This window comes from Streptomyces iconiensis, assembly GCF_028657195.3.
Lineage (GTDB): Bacteria > Actinomycetota > Actinomycetes > Streptomycetales > Streptomycetaceae > Streptomyces > Streptomyces iconiensis.
Genome location: NZ_JANCPR020000051.1, coordinates 1 through 15,767 on the forward strand (window position 1 = coordinate 1; position 15,767 = coordinate 15,767).

A 15,767-nucleotide genomic window follows, 5' to 3' on the forward strand; every position below is an offset into this window, starting at 1 on the left:
CGCGGCGCTACGCGGCGCGGGTCGACGCCGTCGGCGTCGACGAGGCGGGGCTCCGACTCGCCCTGGAGTGCGGCGCCGACGCGGCGTACCACGCCGACGACGCACCAGCGGGGGCCTACTCGCTGATCGTGGAGGCGTCAGGTGCGGCCTCCGCTTTCACCGGAGCGCTCCGTCTCGCCGAGCGCGGAGCGCGCGTCGCGGTGGTCGGTGTCGCGCAGGAGCCGGTTTCCTTCAACCCGGGTGAACTCTCCCTCCAGGGCGTGGACATCCTCGGCATCCAGCACGGCATCAGCCACTACGACAGAACCGTCTCCCTCTTCGGGTCCGGCGTGCTCGACGCGGGCCCGCTGGTCGCTGAGACCTTCCCCGCCTCCTCCGTCGGCGAGGCGTTCGCTCTTCTGGAACGGGGCCGCACGGGCCCGCCGAAAATCCTGCTGGACTTCACGGACTCACCGGACTCGCTGCGTTCACCGGACTCACCTGATGGGGCGGTGGGCACGGCCTGAGCGGGAGGCCCCGCTGAAGAGCCGGGCCACGACCCGGAACGGAAGCGTGACGACGGTCGCGACTGCGGCGCCTATGGTGCGCAGCACGTCGGCGATGGCGCGGAACATCCTGTCCTCCTGGGGGCAGAAAATGTCGTGACGCCGCCAACGGGTGGCCCCCGCACCGCCGTCACAAACCTCCGCGCCCACCACCCTCGCGCCGTCCTCGCGCCGCTCCAGCACCGCCACCGCCGGACGTCGGCCATGGCGGCCACGGTCGGCGGCTATGCCGCGGCGCGCGCCCCCTGTGTCCGCAGCGCCATATGCGCGGCCTCCAGCGCGCTCGTGAACGACACCTCGCTGAGCACGCCGGGCGCCGCGACCTGGTCGCCCGCCAGATAGACGCCGTCGCCCCGGTCGAGGGCCGGCCGGTCCCGCCATGTCGTACCCACCGGATCGACGGCACCCGTACGGGCGTTGGCGAGCGCGTCCGAGGAGTGGAGCGTGCGCCGTCGCCAGTCGGGGAAGCCGAGGTCCAGGATGCGTTCGGCGCGCGCGAGCCCCTCGGACTTGGGCTCGTCCGGCGCGAGCGGGAACTGCGCCTGGATCAGCGACTGTCCACGGGGAGCCACCGTCTTGTCCTGCGCCGTGAACCGCTCGGTCCAGCCGGGCCCTTCGAGGTCGGAGACAGCGAACACATCGCCACGCCGCTCCTCAAGCACCAGGTCAAGCAGTGCGGTACGGCCGCCGTGCCAGGTCAGGCTGTCGTCCTTCAGCAGCCGCCGCGCCGCCTCCAGCGTCGTCGCCACCACAACGGGCCCGCCCCGCAGGCCGTCGAGCGAGTCGACCCGTGACCCGGTCTCGATGACCACGCCCATCTCACGGGCGCGGTCCGCCATCCGCCCGATCAGGGCACCCCAGCCGCCCCGCACATAGTGCGCCTCGGGAGGCAGCGAAGCCGAGCGCCGGAAGCGCTCCTGGGTGAACGCTGCCGACAGGCTGCCCGGATCGTGGTGGAAGGTGGCGACGGCCGCGTAGTGCGAGGCGGCGAGCGCGGCCTCCTCGCCGATCAGCCGGCTCGCCCAGGGCAGGAACGCCTCGTCGTACGGCGCCGTACGGTGCCGCAGCAGGCGCAGGAGGCCCAGCGGAGGCCGCCTGCGCAGCACGCCGCCACTGTGGAAGCGCAGCCTCAGCCCCTCGGCCGGTGGCAGCGCCGCGAGCGGGCGCAGCAGCCCCTGCCGCTTGAGCCAGGCCCAGTGCGGGCCTCCGTTGTAGAGGGCGTGCGGGCCCTCGTTCGTGCGGTACGGGGCCGCCGCCGTACGGGCACGGCCCCCGAGTGTGGTGTGTGCCTCGTGCACGGTGACCTCGGCGCCCGCCTCGGCCGCCGTCAGCGCTGCGGTCAGGCCGGCGAACCCGCCGCCGACCACCACTAGTTGCCGCTTCATGCAGTCATCAGCTCCCGCTGTTCGGTGCGGCCCGCTGCCGGGCCCTTTCACCGATACGACGGCCCGGGACCGCGAGAACGTGACATCACCACAGCGTGGCGAGCTGCGCGTCCGGTGTGTCCGTGCCCCGTGCCCGCCGTTCGAGGCCCAGCAGCTGCCGCTTGCGCTCCAGCCCGCCGCCGTACCCGGTGAGGCTTCCGGTGGAGCCGATGACGCGGTGGCAGGGAACGATGATGCTGAGCGGGTTGCGCCCGTTGGCGAGCCCCACGGCGCGTGCCGCGCTCGGCCGCCCGATGGCCTCGGCCAGCTCCCCGTAGGTGACGGTCTCGCCGTACGGGATACGGCGCAGCTGCTCCCAGACCCGCAGCTGGAAAGCGGTGCCCTCGGGTGCGAGTGGCACCGTGAACTCGGTGCGCACGCGGCTGAAGTACTCGTCCAGCTGGGCGACGGTCTCCGCGAACGGTTCCGGGTCAGGGTCCCCGAACGTCTCCTGCGGCGGGCGGTGGCGCTGGTCGGTCATGTAGAGCCCGGCGAGCGTGCCGCCGGTCGCCACGAGTGTGAGCGGCCCGACGGGGCTGTCGATGACGGTGTGCGTACGAGGGGCGTGTGACATGCGGGGTCCTCTCTGCTCTCCCGTCCAGCCTCGCCCCTCGCGCGCGGTGAGGCTGGCGGAAATGCGACATGATCCCCGGCGTCCCTGCGTCGCGGCCGGCGCCCTCGAACCGATGGCTCCGCCCCGGCTCTCACGCCTGAGCGGGAACGGGGTCCTCCCAGTGTGCCCGCGAGGACTCCACCGTCTCGCGGTAGCGCGCGTAGCCGCTTTCGTACAGCGCGAGGTCGTCCGGGTCGGGTTCCACGAGGCGGTGAGCGGCGTGCCAGCGCTCCTCGTCCACCGGGTCGCCCAGCGCGGCCCGGGCCACGATCGCGGCGCCCTTCGCGCCGACCTCCGTCTCCTCCGGCACCCGCACGGGGCGGCCGAGTATGCCCGCGAACGTACGCATCCAGCCCTCGGAACGGGTCCCGCCGCCGCATGCGGCGAGCGTCCCTTCGAGCCCTGCCGTCTCCAGGCAGTGGCGTGCCGCGTAGCCGACGGCCTCGCACATCGCCCGCACGACATCGGCGCTGCCGTGCGCGAGGGACAGCCCCTCGAAACCCGCGCGTGCACCCGGCGCGACGAACGGAGCGCGCTCGCCCGCCTCCGACAGGAACGGCAGCGCGCTCACCCCGCGCGCACCCGGCGGGCTCTGCGCGAGCAGCGGCTCCAGCTCAGCCGTGGTCGCGCCGACGAGGTGCAGCGTCCAGTCGATGCCCGCGGTACCGACCATCGCGGGCATCGCGCGCAGCCAGCGGTCCCGGTCAGGGGTGCACAGCCACATCCCGGCCGGATCGCCGCCCGGCTTCGCGTCCGTACGGTCGGTGAGCACCTGGCAGGCGAGGGTCGTGCCGACGGTCAGCAGCCCGTCGCCGACCTCACGCACCCCGCTGCCGACGGCGCACGCCGGCAGGTCGTACGGGCCCGAGGTGAGCGGCAACCCCTCGGCCAGGCCCAGGAGTTCGGCGCCCGCGCGGTCGAGCGCGAGGACGGCGCGGGGCGCCGCCGGCTCGGGCAGCAGGTGTGCGAGGTCGCCGACGCCGCAGGCGGCCAGCGCACCGGGGGAGTAGGAGCGGGTGGCGGGGTCGAGGAAGGGGAGGGTCGCGTCGGAAGCGTCCACGCTGACGGTTCCGGTGAGCCGCTGCGCCACCGCGTCCACGCAGTAACCGGCGACGGCGGCCCGCTCCAGCGTCTCCGGCTCGTACGCGCGCAGCCAGGCGAGCAGCGGCGCGTGACAGCCGGGGAACATCCCGGAACCCGTGTGCCCGAAGACCTCGCGCACGGTTCCGTCGCGCTGCCAGCGCGCCACAAGACCGGCCGCGCGCCCGTCCATCCACGAGATCATCCGCCGCGCGGGGCGCCCCCCGGCGTCGCGCAGCCACAGCCCGTCGCCCTGTCCCGTGAGGGCGAGCGCCGTGGGCGGCCCCGGCAGCGCCGCCGCGACCTCCCTGACGACCTCGGCCACGCTGCGCAGCACCTCGTCCAGGTCCTGTTCCACGACGCCGCCCGGCCCGCGCAGCAGCGTGGAGGGCCGCGCCGCTGTGTGCAGGGCCCGCCCGTCGCGGTCGAAGGCCACGGCCTTGGTCACGGAGGTGCCGATGTCGACGCCGATGAGCGCGCCGCAGTGTTCCGTCATGGCCGTAGTCCTCCAGGCGCCGGTTCTCCACATTCTCGTTGTTATATTTATAGCGATCGACGTGAAGAAGCAATGGGTGGGTACGTGCCAACCGCGTCACGCACGGAACGGCCCCGCCCAGCACGCACGACGCACCGCACCCCCGCACCGCCCGTACCCAAGTCCCGGAGGACAGATGACAGCGCGGCTCCTGCTCGTACGCCACGGCCAGACCGTCTGGCACGCCGAGAACCGCTACTGCGGCATCTCCGACGTGGCGCTCACCGACGAGGGCGAGCGCCAGGCCGCCGCGCTGGGGGAGTGGGTGGCGGACCAGGGCGCGGCGCACGGCGTACGGGCCGTCGCCTGCTCGCCGCTCGGCCGCGCCCGCCGTACGGCCGAACCCGCCGCCGAGGCGCTCGGCCTGGCCCCGACCGTCCACGAGGGGCTGCGCGAGGCCGACTTCGGCTGGGGGGAGGGCCGCACCATCGCCGAGATGAGCGCCGAGGACCCCGAGGCGGTACGCGCCTTCCAGGAGGACGCCGAGCGTGGCGCCTTCCCCGGCTCCGAGCCGCCCTCGGCCGTCGCGGAGCGCGTGTGCGGGGCGCTGCGTGAACTGGCCGCGGCGCACGAGGGGATGGCGGTGCTCGTCGTCGCGCACAACACCGCCCTCCGCGTCGCGCTGTGCGCGCTGCTCGGCATTCCGCTCGGCCGCTACCGCCAGGTGCTGCCGCGCCTGGACAACGCCGCCGTCACCGGGATCGAGATGGACGGCGCGCGCACCGCACTGCGTTCGCTGAACGTCCCGACCACAGCCCGCCCGTAAGTATCGGCCCCCAGGTGAGCGAGACTTGAACCCATGACGAAGCCGGGCACTCCCGCTGCTTCTGCCCGTTCGCAGGAGAACCGTAGACAGCTCATCGCCGAACACGTCGTGGAGCACGGCACGCTGACCGTCGCCTGGCTCGCCGAGGCGACGGGGGTGAGCGTGATGACGGTGCACCGCGATCTGGACGCGCTCGCCAGGCGCGGCGTGCTGCGCCGCTTCCGGGGCGGCGTCTCGGCGCTGCCCACCAGCGTGTTCGAGAGCAACCTGGAGTACCGGGCCGGCGTGCGCGTCGCAGAGAAGGAGGCCATCGCGCAGGCGGCGGCCGAACTGGTGGAGCCCGGCATGTCGGTGATGCTGGACGACTCCACCTCGGCGCTCGCGCTCGCCGGGCTGCTGGTCGGCAGGACCCCGCTGACCGTGCTGACCAACGCGCGCCGCGTGCTGGACGTGTTCGCGGGGTGCGAGGAGATCCGGCTGATCGCGCTCGGCGGCGAGTACTCGCCCACTCACGACTCCTTTCTCGGGGTGGCGTGCGTGGAGGCGGTCGAGGCCATGTCCGTCGACCTCGTGGTGGTCAGCACCTCGGCGATGAACGCGGCGATGACCTTCCACCAGGAGCAGGACGTGGTGCTCGTCAAGCGCGCCATGCTCGCCTCCGGCGCGCGCACCGCACTGCTGATGGACCACTCCAAGATGCCCCGCACCGCGCTCCACCGGCTGTGCCCCGTCACGGACTTCGACCATGTCGTCGTGGACGCGGGCGTGGACGCCGCGCTGCTGGCCGAACTGCGCGAGCAGTCCGGAGTGGACGTACGGGTCGCTGAAGCACCGCGCTGAAGCACCGTACTGACGGGGCGCGTTGACGGGGGGTGCCGTGGGGCGGGCGCGCTGAGGGGGCCTCGCGGGCGCCGCAGGAAGCGGTCCGGTCGGATACCGGAATTCACATCTTGCGTGTGAGGTTAACATCGCAGATGATGGGCTCCGTCGCCGGTCCGGAGGATCCGCAGGAGATCCGGAGGACAGGAGATCCAGAGGAGAGGACCACCGCACATGGACAGCGCCGCCCCGGCCTCCGCATCCGCCACGCCCGTCGTCGCGGGGATCGACGTCGCCACGGCGGCCGTGCGCGTCCTGTGCGCCGACGCGCGCGGCACGGTGCTCGCCGAGGGCAGGGCCCCGCTGCCCCAGCCGGTCAGGGACCCGCGCGGGCACAGCGAACAGGACGCGGCGACCTGGTGGCCGGCCGCGGCCGAGGCGCTGCGCCAGGCCACCTCGGCGCTGCCCGCACGCGGCGCCGAGGTCGTCGCCGTCGCCGTCTGCGCCACCTCGGGCACCCTCGTCCTCGCCGACGGCGACGGCGTACCGCTGGGCCCCGCGCTGATGTACGACGACCGCCGCGCCGCCGGTCTCAACGCCCGCGCCCAGGAGGCCGGGGCCGCCAGATGGGCGGCGCTCGGGCTGACCGTCGGGCCGACGGCCGCGCTCGGCCGCGTCGGCTGGTACGCCGCGCACGCGGGTGACTTCCCCGGGGCAGCGCGGATCCTGCACACCCCCGACCTCCTCGGTCACCGGCTCACGGGCGGCCCCGTGCCAGCCGACTGGAGCCACGCGCTCAAGACCGGATACGACCCGCTGGCCGGGGAGTGGCCCACCGAGGTACTCGACGCGCTCGGTGTTCCCGCACGCTGGCTGCCGACCGTACGGGCACCCGGCACCGGAGCGGGCACGGTATCGGCGCGTGCCGCCGCCGAGACGGGGCTGCCCGAGGGGTGCGAGGTGCGGCTCGGTATGACCGACGGATGCGCGGGCCAGATCGCCACGGGCGCCGTACGTCCCGGCCAGTTCGTCGGCGTCCTGGGCACCACGTACGTCCTCAAGGGCGTCACCCGCGAGCTGGTCACCGACCCGGCGGGCGCCCTCTACAGCCACCGCCACCCCGACGGCTGGTGGCTGCCGGGCGGCGCCTCCAACACGGGTGGCGAGGCCCTCGCACGTACGGAGTCCGAGCGGCTTGCGGAACTGGACACCGCTGCGCACGCGCGCGGCCCCGCCTCCTGCGTCAGCTACCCGCTGCGCCGCGAGGGCGAGCGCTTCCCCTTCGTCGCCGCCGGTGCGCGCGGCTTCACGCTCGGCACCCCGGCCGACGAGGCCCACCGGCACCGCGCCGACCTGGAGGGTGTCGCCTTCCTCGAACGGCTCGCGCTGGAGCGGGTCCGCTCACTCGGCGTCCCCGTGGCCGGACCCCTGTACGCGGCGGGCGGCGGCAGCCGCAGCGTGCTGTGGAACCGGATCAGGGCCACCGTGCTCGGCCTGCCGCTGCGGGTGGCCGAGCGCGCGGAGACCGCGTTCGGGGCCGCGCTCCTCGCCGCCGCCGGAACCCTGCACCCCACGCTGGACGAGGCCGCGACCGCGATGACGGGCGAGGGACACCTCGTGGAGCCCGTACCGGGCGAGAAGGCCGCGCTCGACGCCTCCTACGCCCGCTTCGTCGCCGAACTGGAGCGCCGGGGCTGGCTGTCGGCCCCCTCCGCCTGACCAGCGCCGCCCCCGGCCGTACCGGCGTCTCCGGCCGTACCGGCGTCCCCACCGTGACCGTCACCGGCGTCGCCCGCGCCGCCGTCACCGCGCGGGAACCATACCGCCACCGCGACCGCCGTCACCGCGATCAGTGCGGCGAGGGTGAGCGTTGCCGTGCGCAGGCCGTCTGTGAACGCCGTCACGACCGCGTCCCGTACCCCGGAGTCCTGTGTGCGGGCCCGTGCCTCGGCCACCGTTCCCGGTGCGTCGGGGCCGCGCAGCGGAGCGGGCAGCCGGGCGGTGAAGACGGCGGTGACCAGCGTGCCCGTGAGCGCGATACCGACCGCGCTGCCCAACTCACGCGCCAGGCTCTGGAGTCCTGACCCGGCGCCTGCGCGCTCCGGAGGCAGCGCCGTCATCATCGCGTGCGACAGCAGCGGTGTGGCGATGCCGCAGCCGAGCGCGGTGAGCGTGGCGCCGAGCGCGTAGAGCGGGTACGGGCTGTCAGCGTCCACCGTCGAGACCACGCACAGGCCCGAGGACAGCAGCAGCATCCCGCCCGCCGCCGTGGCACGCCGCCCCGCCAGCCGCTCCAGTACGAGCCCGCAGCGCGGTCCTGCCAGCAGTGCGGCGGCCATCGGCAGCAGCCGCGCCCCCGCGTCCAGCGGGCCGTAGCCCTTGGCGTACTGGAGGTACTGGCCGTTGAGATAGAACAGCCCGAACATCCCCATGAACAGCGCCGCCATCCCCAGCGCCCCGGCCCGCACGGCGGGCCGCAGAAACAGGCGCGGGTCCAACAGCGGGTGTTCCACGCGCAGTTCATGCCGTACCCAGCCGGACAGCAGCAGCGCAGCGGCGGCGAACGAGCCCAGCACGGGAACGCTCGCCCAGCCGGACTGCGGCCCCGAGACCACGCCGTACAGCAGCGTCAGGAACCCGCCCGTCAGCAGCGCCGTACCGCCGGGCGCCAGCGGGCGCGCGTGCCGGGCCGTGACGGGCGCAGCGACGGCGGCGAGCACCAGCGCGGCCACGGCGAGCGGCAGCAGACACAGGAACAGCGCGCGCCAGGTCCCGTACTCGATCGCCGCGCCACCGCCCAGGTTGCCGAGCACGGCGGCGAGCCCCGTCATCGAGGCCCAGACCGCGACGGCGCGCTGCCGCCTCGCCTCGGGCACCCCGTCCACCAGCAGCGCCAGCGTCGTGGGCAGCACGGCCGCTGCGCCCGCGCCGCTGATCATGCGCCCCGCGATCAGTACGGACACATGCGGGGCCAGCGCGCACACGGCCGAGCCGACCGTGAACAGGCCCATTCCGCACAGCAGCGTGCCCTTGCGCCCCACCCTGTCGGCCAGCGCCCCCGCGGGGATCAACAGGCAGGCGAACACGACGACATAGCCGTCCACCACCCACACCACCTGCGCCGCGCTCGGCCGCAGCGAACTGCCGGACAGCGCGGGAATCGCGAGGTTGACCGCCGAGACCATGCCGACGACGAGCGTCACGCACAGGCACATGGCCGGGGTCAGCAGCCGCCCGCCGCGCGCGCTCCTCGCGCTCCCCGCACTCAACGGAGCCTCCCCAGCGAGGCGCGCAGCACGAGCCGGTCGCCGCGCAGGTGGATGAACTCCAGGTCGGCGGGGCGCCCGTCGGCCAGATACGTCAGCCGCTCGACGGCCAGCACCGCCCCGCCCGCCTCGGGCATGGCCAGTACGGCCCGGGTGGCCGCGTCGGCCACCACCGCCTGTACGGAGATCTCGGCGCCGCCGAGCGGTGAGCCGGCCTGCGTCTCGATGAGGTCGAAGACGTCCCTGTGCTCCAGCGTCTCCCGCGCCAGCCCCAGCAGCGGCCGGCCGATCTCCGGCAACAGGTAGGTGGAGTCCAGCGACAGCGGCACCCCGTCCATGCTGCGCAGCCGCTCCAGATGGACGGTTTCGGCGTGCTCGGGCAGATCCAGCCGCCGTGCCACGGCGAGGGGAGCGCGCACAAGGCGTGCCTCGCGCACCTGGTTGACGACGCTGCCGTGGTGCTGGAGCACCTCGGCGAGCCCGGCCAACCCGTCCAGCGGATGCTCGTACGCGCGGCCCTTCACCACCGTGCCGATACCGCGCCGCCGCTCCACCAGCCCTTCCTCGCGCAGCAGCCCCAGCGCCTCGCGCACCGTGTTCCTGCTCACCCCGAAAGCGGCGATCAGCGCCCGTTCGTCCGGGAGCACCCCGGTGGGGAACGCGCCGTCGAGCACCTGGCCGCGCAGCACGCTCGCCACACGCCGCGCTCTGGCAGCACGCCCCGAACCGGTCTCCTGGGTGTCATGACCCATGCCTGAGCTTGTGTCCATGGCCCCAGACGCTAGGCGAGCCGTGTTGCCCCCGAGTTACGCCACCCCCTGTGACCTGCACAGATGCCCTGAGCAGCGGCTTTACGGCCGAAGTGCCCCGCTCCGCCACCCGGCCGGAGGCCCATGCGCGCACGGACCTCCGGCCGGGTGGGGAACCTCAGCGCCGGACCGCGCGCCGAGCGAGCCCGACCCCGGACCGCGGGGCGTGGCCGTGTCCTCGCTGCCGGACGGCAGCAGCGCGACCGGCGGGGGCTCGCTTCACCGGAGCGGCCGGGATCAGCGCTGTCCGGTCGAACCGGACGACGGCAGGGGCTGGTTGACCGGTACGACGTTGAAGTACTCCTCGATGCGGTCGATGAGGCCGCCGTCGAACCGGAAGTACATCGCCGCGTGTACCTCGCTGCGGGACCCGTCGGTCATGGCCAGGTGGAGTACCTGCTGCTGGAGCACTTCGTCGCCGTCCTGGAACTGCCGTACGACGTCGTACCGGAGGGTGTCGACGTCTGCGGCGAGCCGCCTGAGCAGTTCCATGTTCTCGTCGATCGGCTGGTCGCCGCTTCCGTCGTTGTGCCACACGGTGGCGGTTTCGGTGCACAGGGACCGCATCGTGGCGTAGTCCCGCACCTCCCACTGCCGGAGGTAGTGCACCGCTGCTGCGCGAAGGTCCTGGTCGGGTGTCATCGTTTTTCCTTACTGTGGTGTGCCGGTCGCGGCGGATGTCAGAACGGCGGAGGTCAGACGGCGGGGCCGGTCGCGCTGCCGACGGCCGCTTCTTCTGCGAAGACGGGGGCGCGTTCCCCCGCTTCGACGCGTGCGGGTAGGTGGTTCTCCCGGGGCGGCAGGGGACAGGGGAAGGCCGCCGAGAACATGTGGTGGGGGACGACGGCCCGGTTGAAGTCGATGCGAGCCGTACCTGTGCCGTCCTGGGGCCGGGGCAGGATCAGCCACCGGCCCATGCCGGGTGTGTCCATGCCGCTGGTGCCGTCGGTGAACACGATCAGCAGGGTGTCGCCGCCCACACCGAACGCCCGGAGCGTGTGCCGTTCGCCTCGCAGGCCGAAGGCGAAGTCACCAGGCGCGGGGAAGCTCTCCCGCACGCCCGGGCTGGTCACCCGGGTCACCTCCAGGAGGCGTCCGGCGTCCGCCGGGCGGTACTCCGCCTCCACGGCCCAGGCCGGGTCCCACGGCCACGCCTCGATCCCGCGCAGGCCGACGAGGGTGGGCGCGGCCTCGTCCCACACGGCCAGGGCATGGGCCCCCCGCAGTTCCTCGACGGTGCCGCGCCGCCCGCCGGGGAAGGACAGGCGGCTGGCGCCGGTCAGTTCCACCGTGCCGTCCACGGCGTGGCCGTCGACGGATACGTTCTCCGCGCGGGCCGCGGTCAGCGTCAGGCTTCCCGAGAAGCCGGTGGACGTCCACCGGCCCGGAACCTCGGGGAGCTGCTGCCCCGGCTCCGTGATCGGCCGATGGGCGATGAGGCCCGCCTTCCCTTCCGGACCGGCCATCTCCTCCCACCGGTCCCGACGCCACCTGTCGTACCCGGTCGACGCACCGTCGCTCCCCAAGCATTCGCTGGACACAGCGTTCTCCTCTCCAAGGTGGCGGTCACCCGTGACCGCCGTCATGACGCACCACCCGGCCGGAGACCCCGACAGGTTCGGCCGGCCGATCGCCGCCGCCGTACGGCCATGGACGGCACGCCGTCCTGCGGCACGCCTCCCACCTGCGCCCGACCGTCGCGGACCGACCGGTGAGGTCGATGTTCCGAAGGGTCCGCTCGACCCGAACCCGTAAGCAAAACTGTTTGCCGTAACGGCAAATACAGGGAGGGCGCCGCGCTGGTGATGTGCCTCCTGCGCCGCTCCGAGGGATGTGATCCAGCGGGACGGCGATACGTCGAAGCGGCCCGGGCCTCCAGCACATGAAGAAGCAGCCCCGGGCCGGCGGCCCGGGGCTGCTTCATGGAGCGGCGGCGGGAACCCGCGCTCCGAACTGGGGAGCCCGGCCACCGGCACACCGCCACAGGGGCGGCTCCCCGCGAGGTGACCGGCTGCCGGAGTCGGCCGGCGCAGGGCGCGTGCGTCAGAAGGGGTGCCAGCGCACCGCCGGGTCGGCGTCGCGCAGCGAGGCGACGCGGCGCAGGAACTCCTCGCGGGCCGCCGGGTTGCCCGGTGCGTGCTGGGACACCCACGCGCAGCTCGCCGTCTCGCGTGCGGCCCGCAGCACGGCGCAGCCGTCCCACTCCCGTACGTCCCACCCGTAGGTGCGGCAGAACGCCTCGTACTCCTCCTCGGGCAGCCCGTACCTGTCCCTGCTGAGGGCCATCACCACGAGGTCGTGCTCGCGCAGGTCGGAGGCGAACGTCTCCAGGTCGACCAGGAGCGGGCCCTCGGGGCCGATGTGCACATTGCGCGGCAGCGCGTCACCGTGCACGGGACCGGGCTCCAGCCGCGGGGTGAGCCCCGGCAGCGCCGCGGCGAGGTCGTCGCGGCGGGCGCGCAGGAACGCGGCGTCCTCGCGCGGCACCGCGTCCCCCGCGTACCGCAGCCAGCGCTCGATGCCGCCGAGCAGGTCGCGCCCCGCGAGCGCGAACGGCGGTGCGGGCAGGGCGTGTACGAGCCGCAGCAGCCAGGCGAGGTCGGCGGCGCCCGCGGGGCGTACGGCGGGTGGCAGGCGCCGCCAGAAGGTGACCGGGTGGCCGTCCACGAGCCGGGGCTCCGGCTCGGCGGCGCGCACGGCGGGGACCCCCTCCTTCTCCAGCCAGGTGGCCACGCGCAGTTCGTGCTCGGCCCGCACGAGTAGTTCCGGGTCCCTGCCGACGCGCACGACGGTTTCGCCGAGTGCGAAGACGGCGTTCTCGCCGAGCGCCAGCAGCTCCGCCGACTCCGCGGACCGGCCGGCGGCTGCGGCGAGTACGGCTCGCGCGCGCTGCTCGGTGAATGCCTCGTTCGTCGTCATGTGCGTTTCTCCTTCGCCGTTCCGCCAACTCCCTAGGTTTTCAGGTCGGTGGTGGCCGGTGCTGCGGCACCCCGCCTCAAATGCGGCGTATCTCTCATGTCCCACCCGGAACCGCTGTTACGCGCGAGGACTCTGCATCATTGACAAGCACGGTGAAAACGGGCAGTTGGGAGCGGTTGTGCACAGCAAGGGAAGCAGGCGGCCGGGAGCCGTGGCACTGGCCGCCGCGGCGGGGACGTTCGCGGTCGGTCTGCTGACGGCTTTCGTCGGGACGAGCGCGGGAGCCACGACCGCGGCGCAGCATCCGGGCTGGGAGCAGAGCGTGCGCGGCGGAGGAGCGCAGGCCGGGTCCGGCGAGGGTGGCGGGAAGTCGGCCGGCACGCCGAAGCGGAAGCCCCGGCCCCCGAAGGCGAACCGCGCGCTCTCGCACCACTCGGAGGCGGGCGGGCACTCCGTCGCACTGACCCTGGACGACGGGCCGCACCCGGAGTGGACTCCCAAGACGCTTGACCTGCTGAAGCGTTACCACATAAAGGCAACCTTTTGCCTCATAGGCCCGAATGCTGAGCGTTATCCCGATCTTGTCCGGCGGATCGTCGCCGAGGGCCACCGTCTGTGCGACCACTCCGTCGATCACGACACCGGCATGGACCACAAGTCCGTCGCCTACCAGAAGAAGCAGATACTCGATGCCAAGGCGCAGATCGACAAGGCGTCCGGCGGCGCCCGCATCTACTACTACCGCGCGCCGGGCGGCGCCTTCACGCCCGACAGCCGCCGCATAGCCGCAGGGCAAGGCATGCGCCCGCTCGGCTGGATCGTCGACCCGGGCGACTGGCAGCGCCCCGGCGCCGACGTGATACTTCGCAAGGCCAAGGAGCAGGTCGAGGACGGCGCGGTCGTGCTCTTCCACGACGGAGGCGGCGACCGCTCGCAGTCCTACGAGGCGCTGAAGAGCTTCCTTCCCTGGCTCCAGGACCAGGGCTACGGTTTCAGCTTTCCCCAGGCGTGAAGCGGGCCCGGCCCCCGGGACCGCCACCGTGCCCGTGCCCATGCCCCGGTCGTGCAGGCCGGGGCATCGGCATGAGCGCGGCCGAAACGGCAACGGCCGCAAGGGACTTGGCGCGGGCGCTCGCGGGCTGTGCGCTCAGCCGCGGAGGAGTCCGGCCGCCCGGTGTCCGATGACGCACTCCACGGGCGCGCGCCGGTCGGGTCGCGACTGTGTGTGAACGTGTGCACGCGCACTCTTGACCGCGCGCAGTCAGGCGCTAAAGTCTAGACCAATTCCACATTGTGCTCGGCCCTCTCCCCCCAAGGAGCTGACATGCGCAAATCAAGGAAGTTAGCCGTGCTGACCGGTGTGGGGCTCGCGCCCTGCCTGGTGCTCGGACTCTCCACCACCCCCGCGAGCGCGCACGGCTGGGTCACCAACCCCGCGAGCCGCCAGGCGCAGTGCGCCACGGGAACCGTTCAGTGCGGCGACATCAAGTGGGAGCCCCAGAGCGTCGAGGGCCCCAAGGGGCTCAAGGACTGCGCGGGCGGCAACGCGCGCTTCGCCGACCTGCGTGACGACAGCAAGGGGTGGAAGGTCACCAACGTCGGCAGTTCGACCACGTTCAACTGGAAGCTGACGGTCCAGCACGCCACGTCGACCTGGCAGTACTTCGTCGGCAGCACCAAGGTCGCCGAGTTCAACGACGGCGGCGCCAGGCCCGCCCCGAACGTCTCGCACAACGTCAACTTCAAGGGCATCACCGGCAAGCAGAAGGTGCTCGCCGTCTGGAACATCGCCGACACGGCGAACGCCTTCTACGCCTGCATCGACGTCAACATCGGCGGCTGACGCGGCCTGACAGGCTGACGCGGCGCACACGGGCACGCGCGGTAACACCCCCGCGCGTGCCCGTACCCGTGTCCGTTCCGGTGCCGAATTCGTGCCCGCACCTGTGCCGGAATCCCGGAATCCGTGCCGGAATCCGTGGTCCCTCAGCCGTTCAGCGCCGCGGAGACCTCGGCCGCCCACTTCCAGGGGGCCGGGGTACCGCCCGGCTGCGAGTTGAAGTACTCCCAGCCGTCCACGCCGCCGAAGTCCGGGTATGTGCGGGTGAGTTGGCGAATCGTGGCGGTGAGCGCCGGCATGTCGACATAGCCGCTGCCGCCGTTGGCCGGGTCGGTGAGTACGCCCGCCACCAGCTTGTCCTGAGGGATGAGCCCGCGCTCCAGGACGGCGTCCACATCGGCGGTCGACGCCATGCTGCCCCAGCCGTTGTAGAGCTGCGCGTTGAACCAGGAGATGGCCTCGCCACGGTCCCGGTAGAGCTGTTCGTAGTCGAACCCGGACAGGTTGCCGCCGCCGCTGAGCGCCGTGCCGACCGGTGCGAGGGTGATCAGGAAGCCGGCCCCGAAGTCGGCGCGCAGTGCGTCGATCACGCGCTCGACCCCGGCCAGCGACATGTCCTCCTCGACATCGAGGTCCACCCCGTCCAGTGCGTACTGCCGCAGGAAGTCGCGCAGCAGCGGGTAGTACGTGTCGAACTCCGTGTCCAGCCTGGTGAAGCTCCCCGGCGCGGCTCCGCCCACCATCGCCAGCACGGGTACGCCGGCGCCGCGCAGGGCCTTCAGGTCGCTCCACATGGGCGCGTACTTCGCGGCGCCCGGCGGATCGTCGTTGAGGTGCACGGGTGCGTGCTGCCCGTTCACGTCGTTGAGGTGCACGGCGCCAACGATCAGGTGTGTGGCGCCGATTGCGTTCTCGGTCAGCCCGAGCGGGGAGACGTACGTGCCGTCCGTGTACTGCGTCTGGTAGTAGACGACCACCCGCCTGCCCGCCGCGCGCCCGCCGGGGCGTGCCGCTGCGGGGAGCGCCGTCAGTGCCGTACCCACGAGCCCCGCCACTCCCGCGGCGATGACAGTGCGCCTCTTCATGCCCGTCTCTCCCTTCGGCCCCGTTCACCACATGCTTCACACGCGTCGCCATGATTGTGGTGCCGT

The 15,767-nt window shown here is 73.1% G+C and carries 17 protein-coding genes; 7 read left to right on the plus strand and 10 right to left on the minus strand.

All coding sequences use genetic code 11. From position 1 onward, the window contains the following. Window positions 1-506: zinc-binding dehydrogenase (locus NMN56_RS35050; protein ID WP_283742541.1), on the plus strand; the 506-nt coding region annotated here is incomplete at its 5' end. On the opposite strand, the gene NMN56_RS35055 is transcribed toward NMN56_RS35050, so the two are convergent. The 4 genes from NMN56_RS35055 to NMN56_RS35070 all read right to left on the minus strand — a co-directional run bounded on the left by NMN56_RS35055 (window position 477) and on the right by NMN56_RS35070 (window position 4,158). Beyond that, window positions 477-614, minus strand: a complete 138-nt coding sequence (locus NMN56_RS35055) for an LPFR motif small protein (protein ID WP_274041300.1) — start codon at window positions 612-614, stop codon at window positions 477-479. The two genes, NMN56_RS35050 and NMN56_RS35055, sit on opposite strands and share 30 nt — an antisense overlap. Before the next feature lie 155 nt (window positions 615-769). Next, a complete protein-coding gene (locus NMN56_RS35060) occupies window positions 770-1,930 on the minus strand; it encodes an FAD-dependent oxidoreductase (RefSeq protein ID WP_274041298.1) in 1,161 nt (386 codons plus the stop codon). Between the two features lie 85 nt (window positions 1,931-2,015). Continuing rightward, the gene (locus NMN56_RS35065) at window positions 2,016-2,543 is read right to left on the minus strand and encodes a methylated-DNA--[protein]-cysteine S-methyltransferase (RefSeq protein WP_274041297.1); all 528 of its coding nucleotides are present in this window, start codon (window positions 2,541-2,543) and stop codon (window positions 2,016-2,018) included. Between the two features lie 130 nt (window positions 2,544-2,673). Further along, the gene (locus NMN56_RS35070) at window positions 2,674-4,158 is read right to left on the minus strand and encodes an FGGY family carbohydrate kinase (RefSeq protein WP_274041296.1); all 1,485 of its coding nucleotides are present in this window, start codon (window positions 4,156-4,158) and stop codon (window positions 2,674-2,676) included. 175 nt (window positions 4,159-4,333) lie between these two features. On the opposite strand from NMN56_RS35070, the gene NMN56_RS35075 reads away from it, so the two are divergent. The 3 genes from NMN56_RS35075 to NMN56_RS35085 all read left to right on the plus strand — a co-directional run bounded on the left by NMN56_RS35075 (window position 4,334) and on the right by NMN56_RS35085 (window position 7,501). Next, window positions 4,334-4,963 (plus strand): histidine phosphatase family protein, encoded by a 630-nt coding sequence (locus NMN56_RS35075; RefSeq protein ID WP_274041295.1) that lies wholly within the window; start codon window positions 4,334-4,336, stop codon window positions 4,961-4,963. 33 nt (window positions 4,964-4,996) lie between these two features. Further along, window positions 4,997-5,803 carry a DeoR/GlpR family DNA-binding transcription regulator gene (locus NMN56_RS35080; RefSeq protein WP_274041294.1) on the plus strand — a complete coding sequence of 269 codons (807 nt, stop codon included), beginning with the start codon at window positions 4,997-4,999 and terminating at the stop codon, window positions 5,801-5,803. Window positions 5,804-6,016: 213 nt separating this feature from the next. Next, window positions 6,017-7,501 carry an FGGY-family carbohydrate kinase gene (locus NMN56_RS35085; RefSeq protein WP_274041293.1) on the plus strand — a complete coding sequence of 495 codons (1,485 nt, stop codon included), beginning with the start codon at window positions 6,017-6,019 and terminating at the stop codon, window positions 7,499-7,501. Here NMN56_RS35085 and NMN56_RS35090 read toward each other — a convergent pair. The 4 genes from NMN56_RS35090 to NMN56_RS35105 form a co-directional block, all read right to left on the minus strand. After that, on the minus strand, window positions 7,441-9,051 hold the full coding sequence (locus NMN56_RS35090) for an MFS transporter (protein ID WP_274041292.1): 1,611 nt from the start codon (window positions 9,049-9,051) through the stop codon (window positions 7,441-7,443). The two genes, NMN56_RS35085 and NMN56_RS35090, sit on opposite strands and share 61 nt — an antisense overlap. Next, on the minus strand, window positions 9,048-9,818 hold the full coding sequence (locus tag NMN56_RS35095) for a GntR family transcriptional regulator (RefSeq protein ID WP_274041291.1): 771 nt from the start codon (window positions 9,816-9,818) through the stop codon (window positions 9,048-9,050). The genes NMN56_RS35090 and NMN56_RS35095 overlap by 4 nt, the downstream gene beginning before the upstream one ends. Before the next feature lie 276 nt (window positions 9,819-10,094). Further along, window positions 10,095-10,499 carry a nuclear transport factor 2 family protein gene (locus NMN56_RS35100; protein WP_274041290.1) on the minus strand — a complete coding sequence of 135 codons (405 nt, stop codon included), beginning with the start codon at window positions 10,497-10,499 and terminating at the stop codon, window positions 10,095-10,097. Between the two features lie 53 nt (window positions 10,500-10,552). Next, window positions 10,553-11,398: a DUF1684 domain-containing protein gene (locus tag NMN56_RS35105; protein WP_274041289.1), complete on the minus strand. Its 846-nt coding sequence runs from the start codon at window positions 11,396-11,398 to the stop codon at window positions 10,553-10,555. Window positions 11,399-11,429: 31 nt separating this feature from the next. On the opposite strand from NMN56_RS35105, the gene NMN56_RS35110 reads away from it, so the two are divergent. Next, window positions 11,430-11,612 carry a hypothetical protein gene (locus NMN56_RS35110; RefSeq protein ID WP_274041288.1) on the plus strand — a complete coding sequence of 61 codons (183 nt, stop codon included), beginning with the start codon at window positions 11,430-11,432 and terminating at the stop codon, window positions 11,610-11,612. A 288-nt stretch (window positions 11,613-11,900) separates the two neighbouring features. Here the strand turns inward: NMN56_RS35110 and NMN56_RS35115 are convergent, their stop codons facing one another. Then, complete coding sequence (locus tag NMN56_RS35115; protein ID WP_274041287.1) at window positions 11,901-12,776, minus strand: aminoglycoside phosphotransferase family protein; 876 nt, start codon at window positions 12,774-12,776, stop codon at window positions 11,901-11,903. Between the two features lie 178 nt (window positions 12,777-12,954). Between NMN56_RS35115 and NMN56_RS35120 the strand changes: the two genes are divergently transcribed. Then, window positions 12,955-13,788, plus strand: coding sequence for a polysaccharide deacetylase family protein (locus tag NMN56_RS35120; protein WP_274041286.1), 834 nt, complete (start codon window positions 12,955-12,957; stop codon window positions 13,786-13,788). Between the two features lie 312 nt (window positions 13,789-14,100). Beyond that, window positions 14,101-14,619: a lytic polysaccharide monooxygenase auxiliary activity family 9 protein gene (locus tag NMN56_RS35125; RefSeq protein WP_274041285.1), complete on the plus strand. Its 519-nt coding sequence runs from the start codon at window positions 14,101-14,103 to the stop codon at window positions 14,617-14,619. Between the two features lie 143 nt (window positions 14,620-14,762). Here the strand turns inward: NMN56_RS35125 and NMN56_RS35130 are convergent, their stop codons facing one another. Next, window positions 14,763-15,701: a glycoside hydrolase family 18 protein gene (locus tag NMN56_RS35130; protein WP_274041284.1), complete on the minus strand. Its 939-nt coding sequence runs from the start codon at window positions 15,699-15,701 to the stop codon at window positions 14,763-14,765. Window positions 15,702-15,767: the final 66 nt, after the last annotated feature.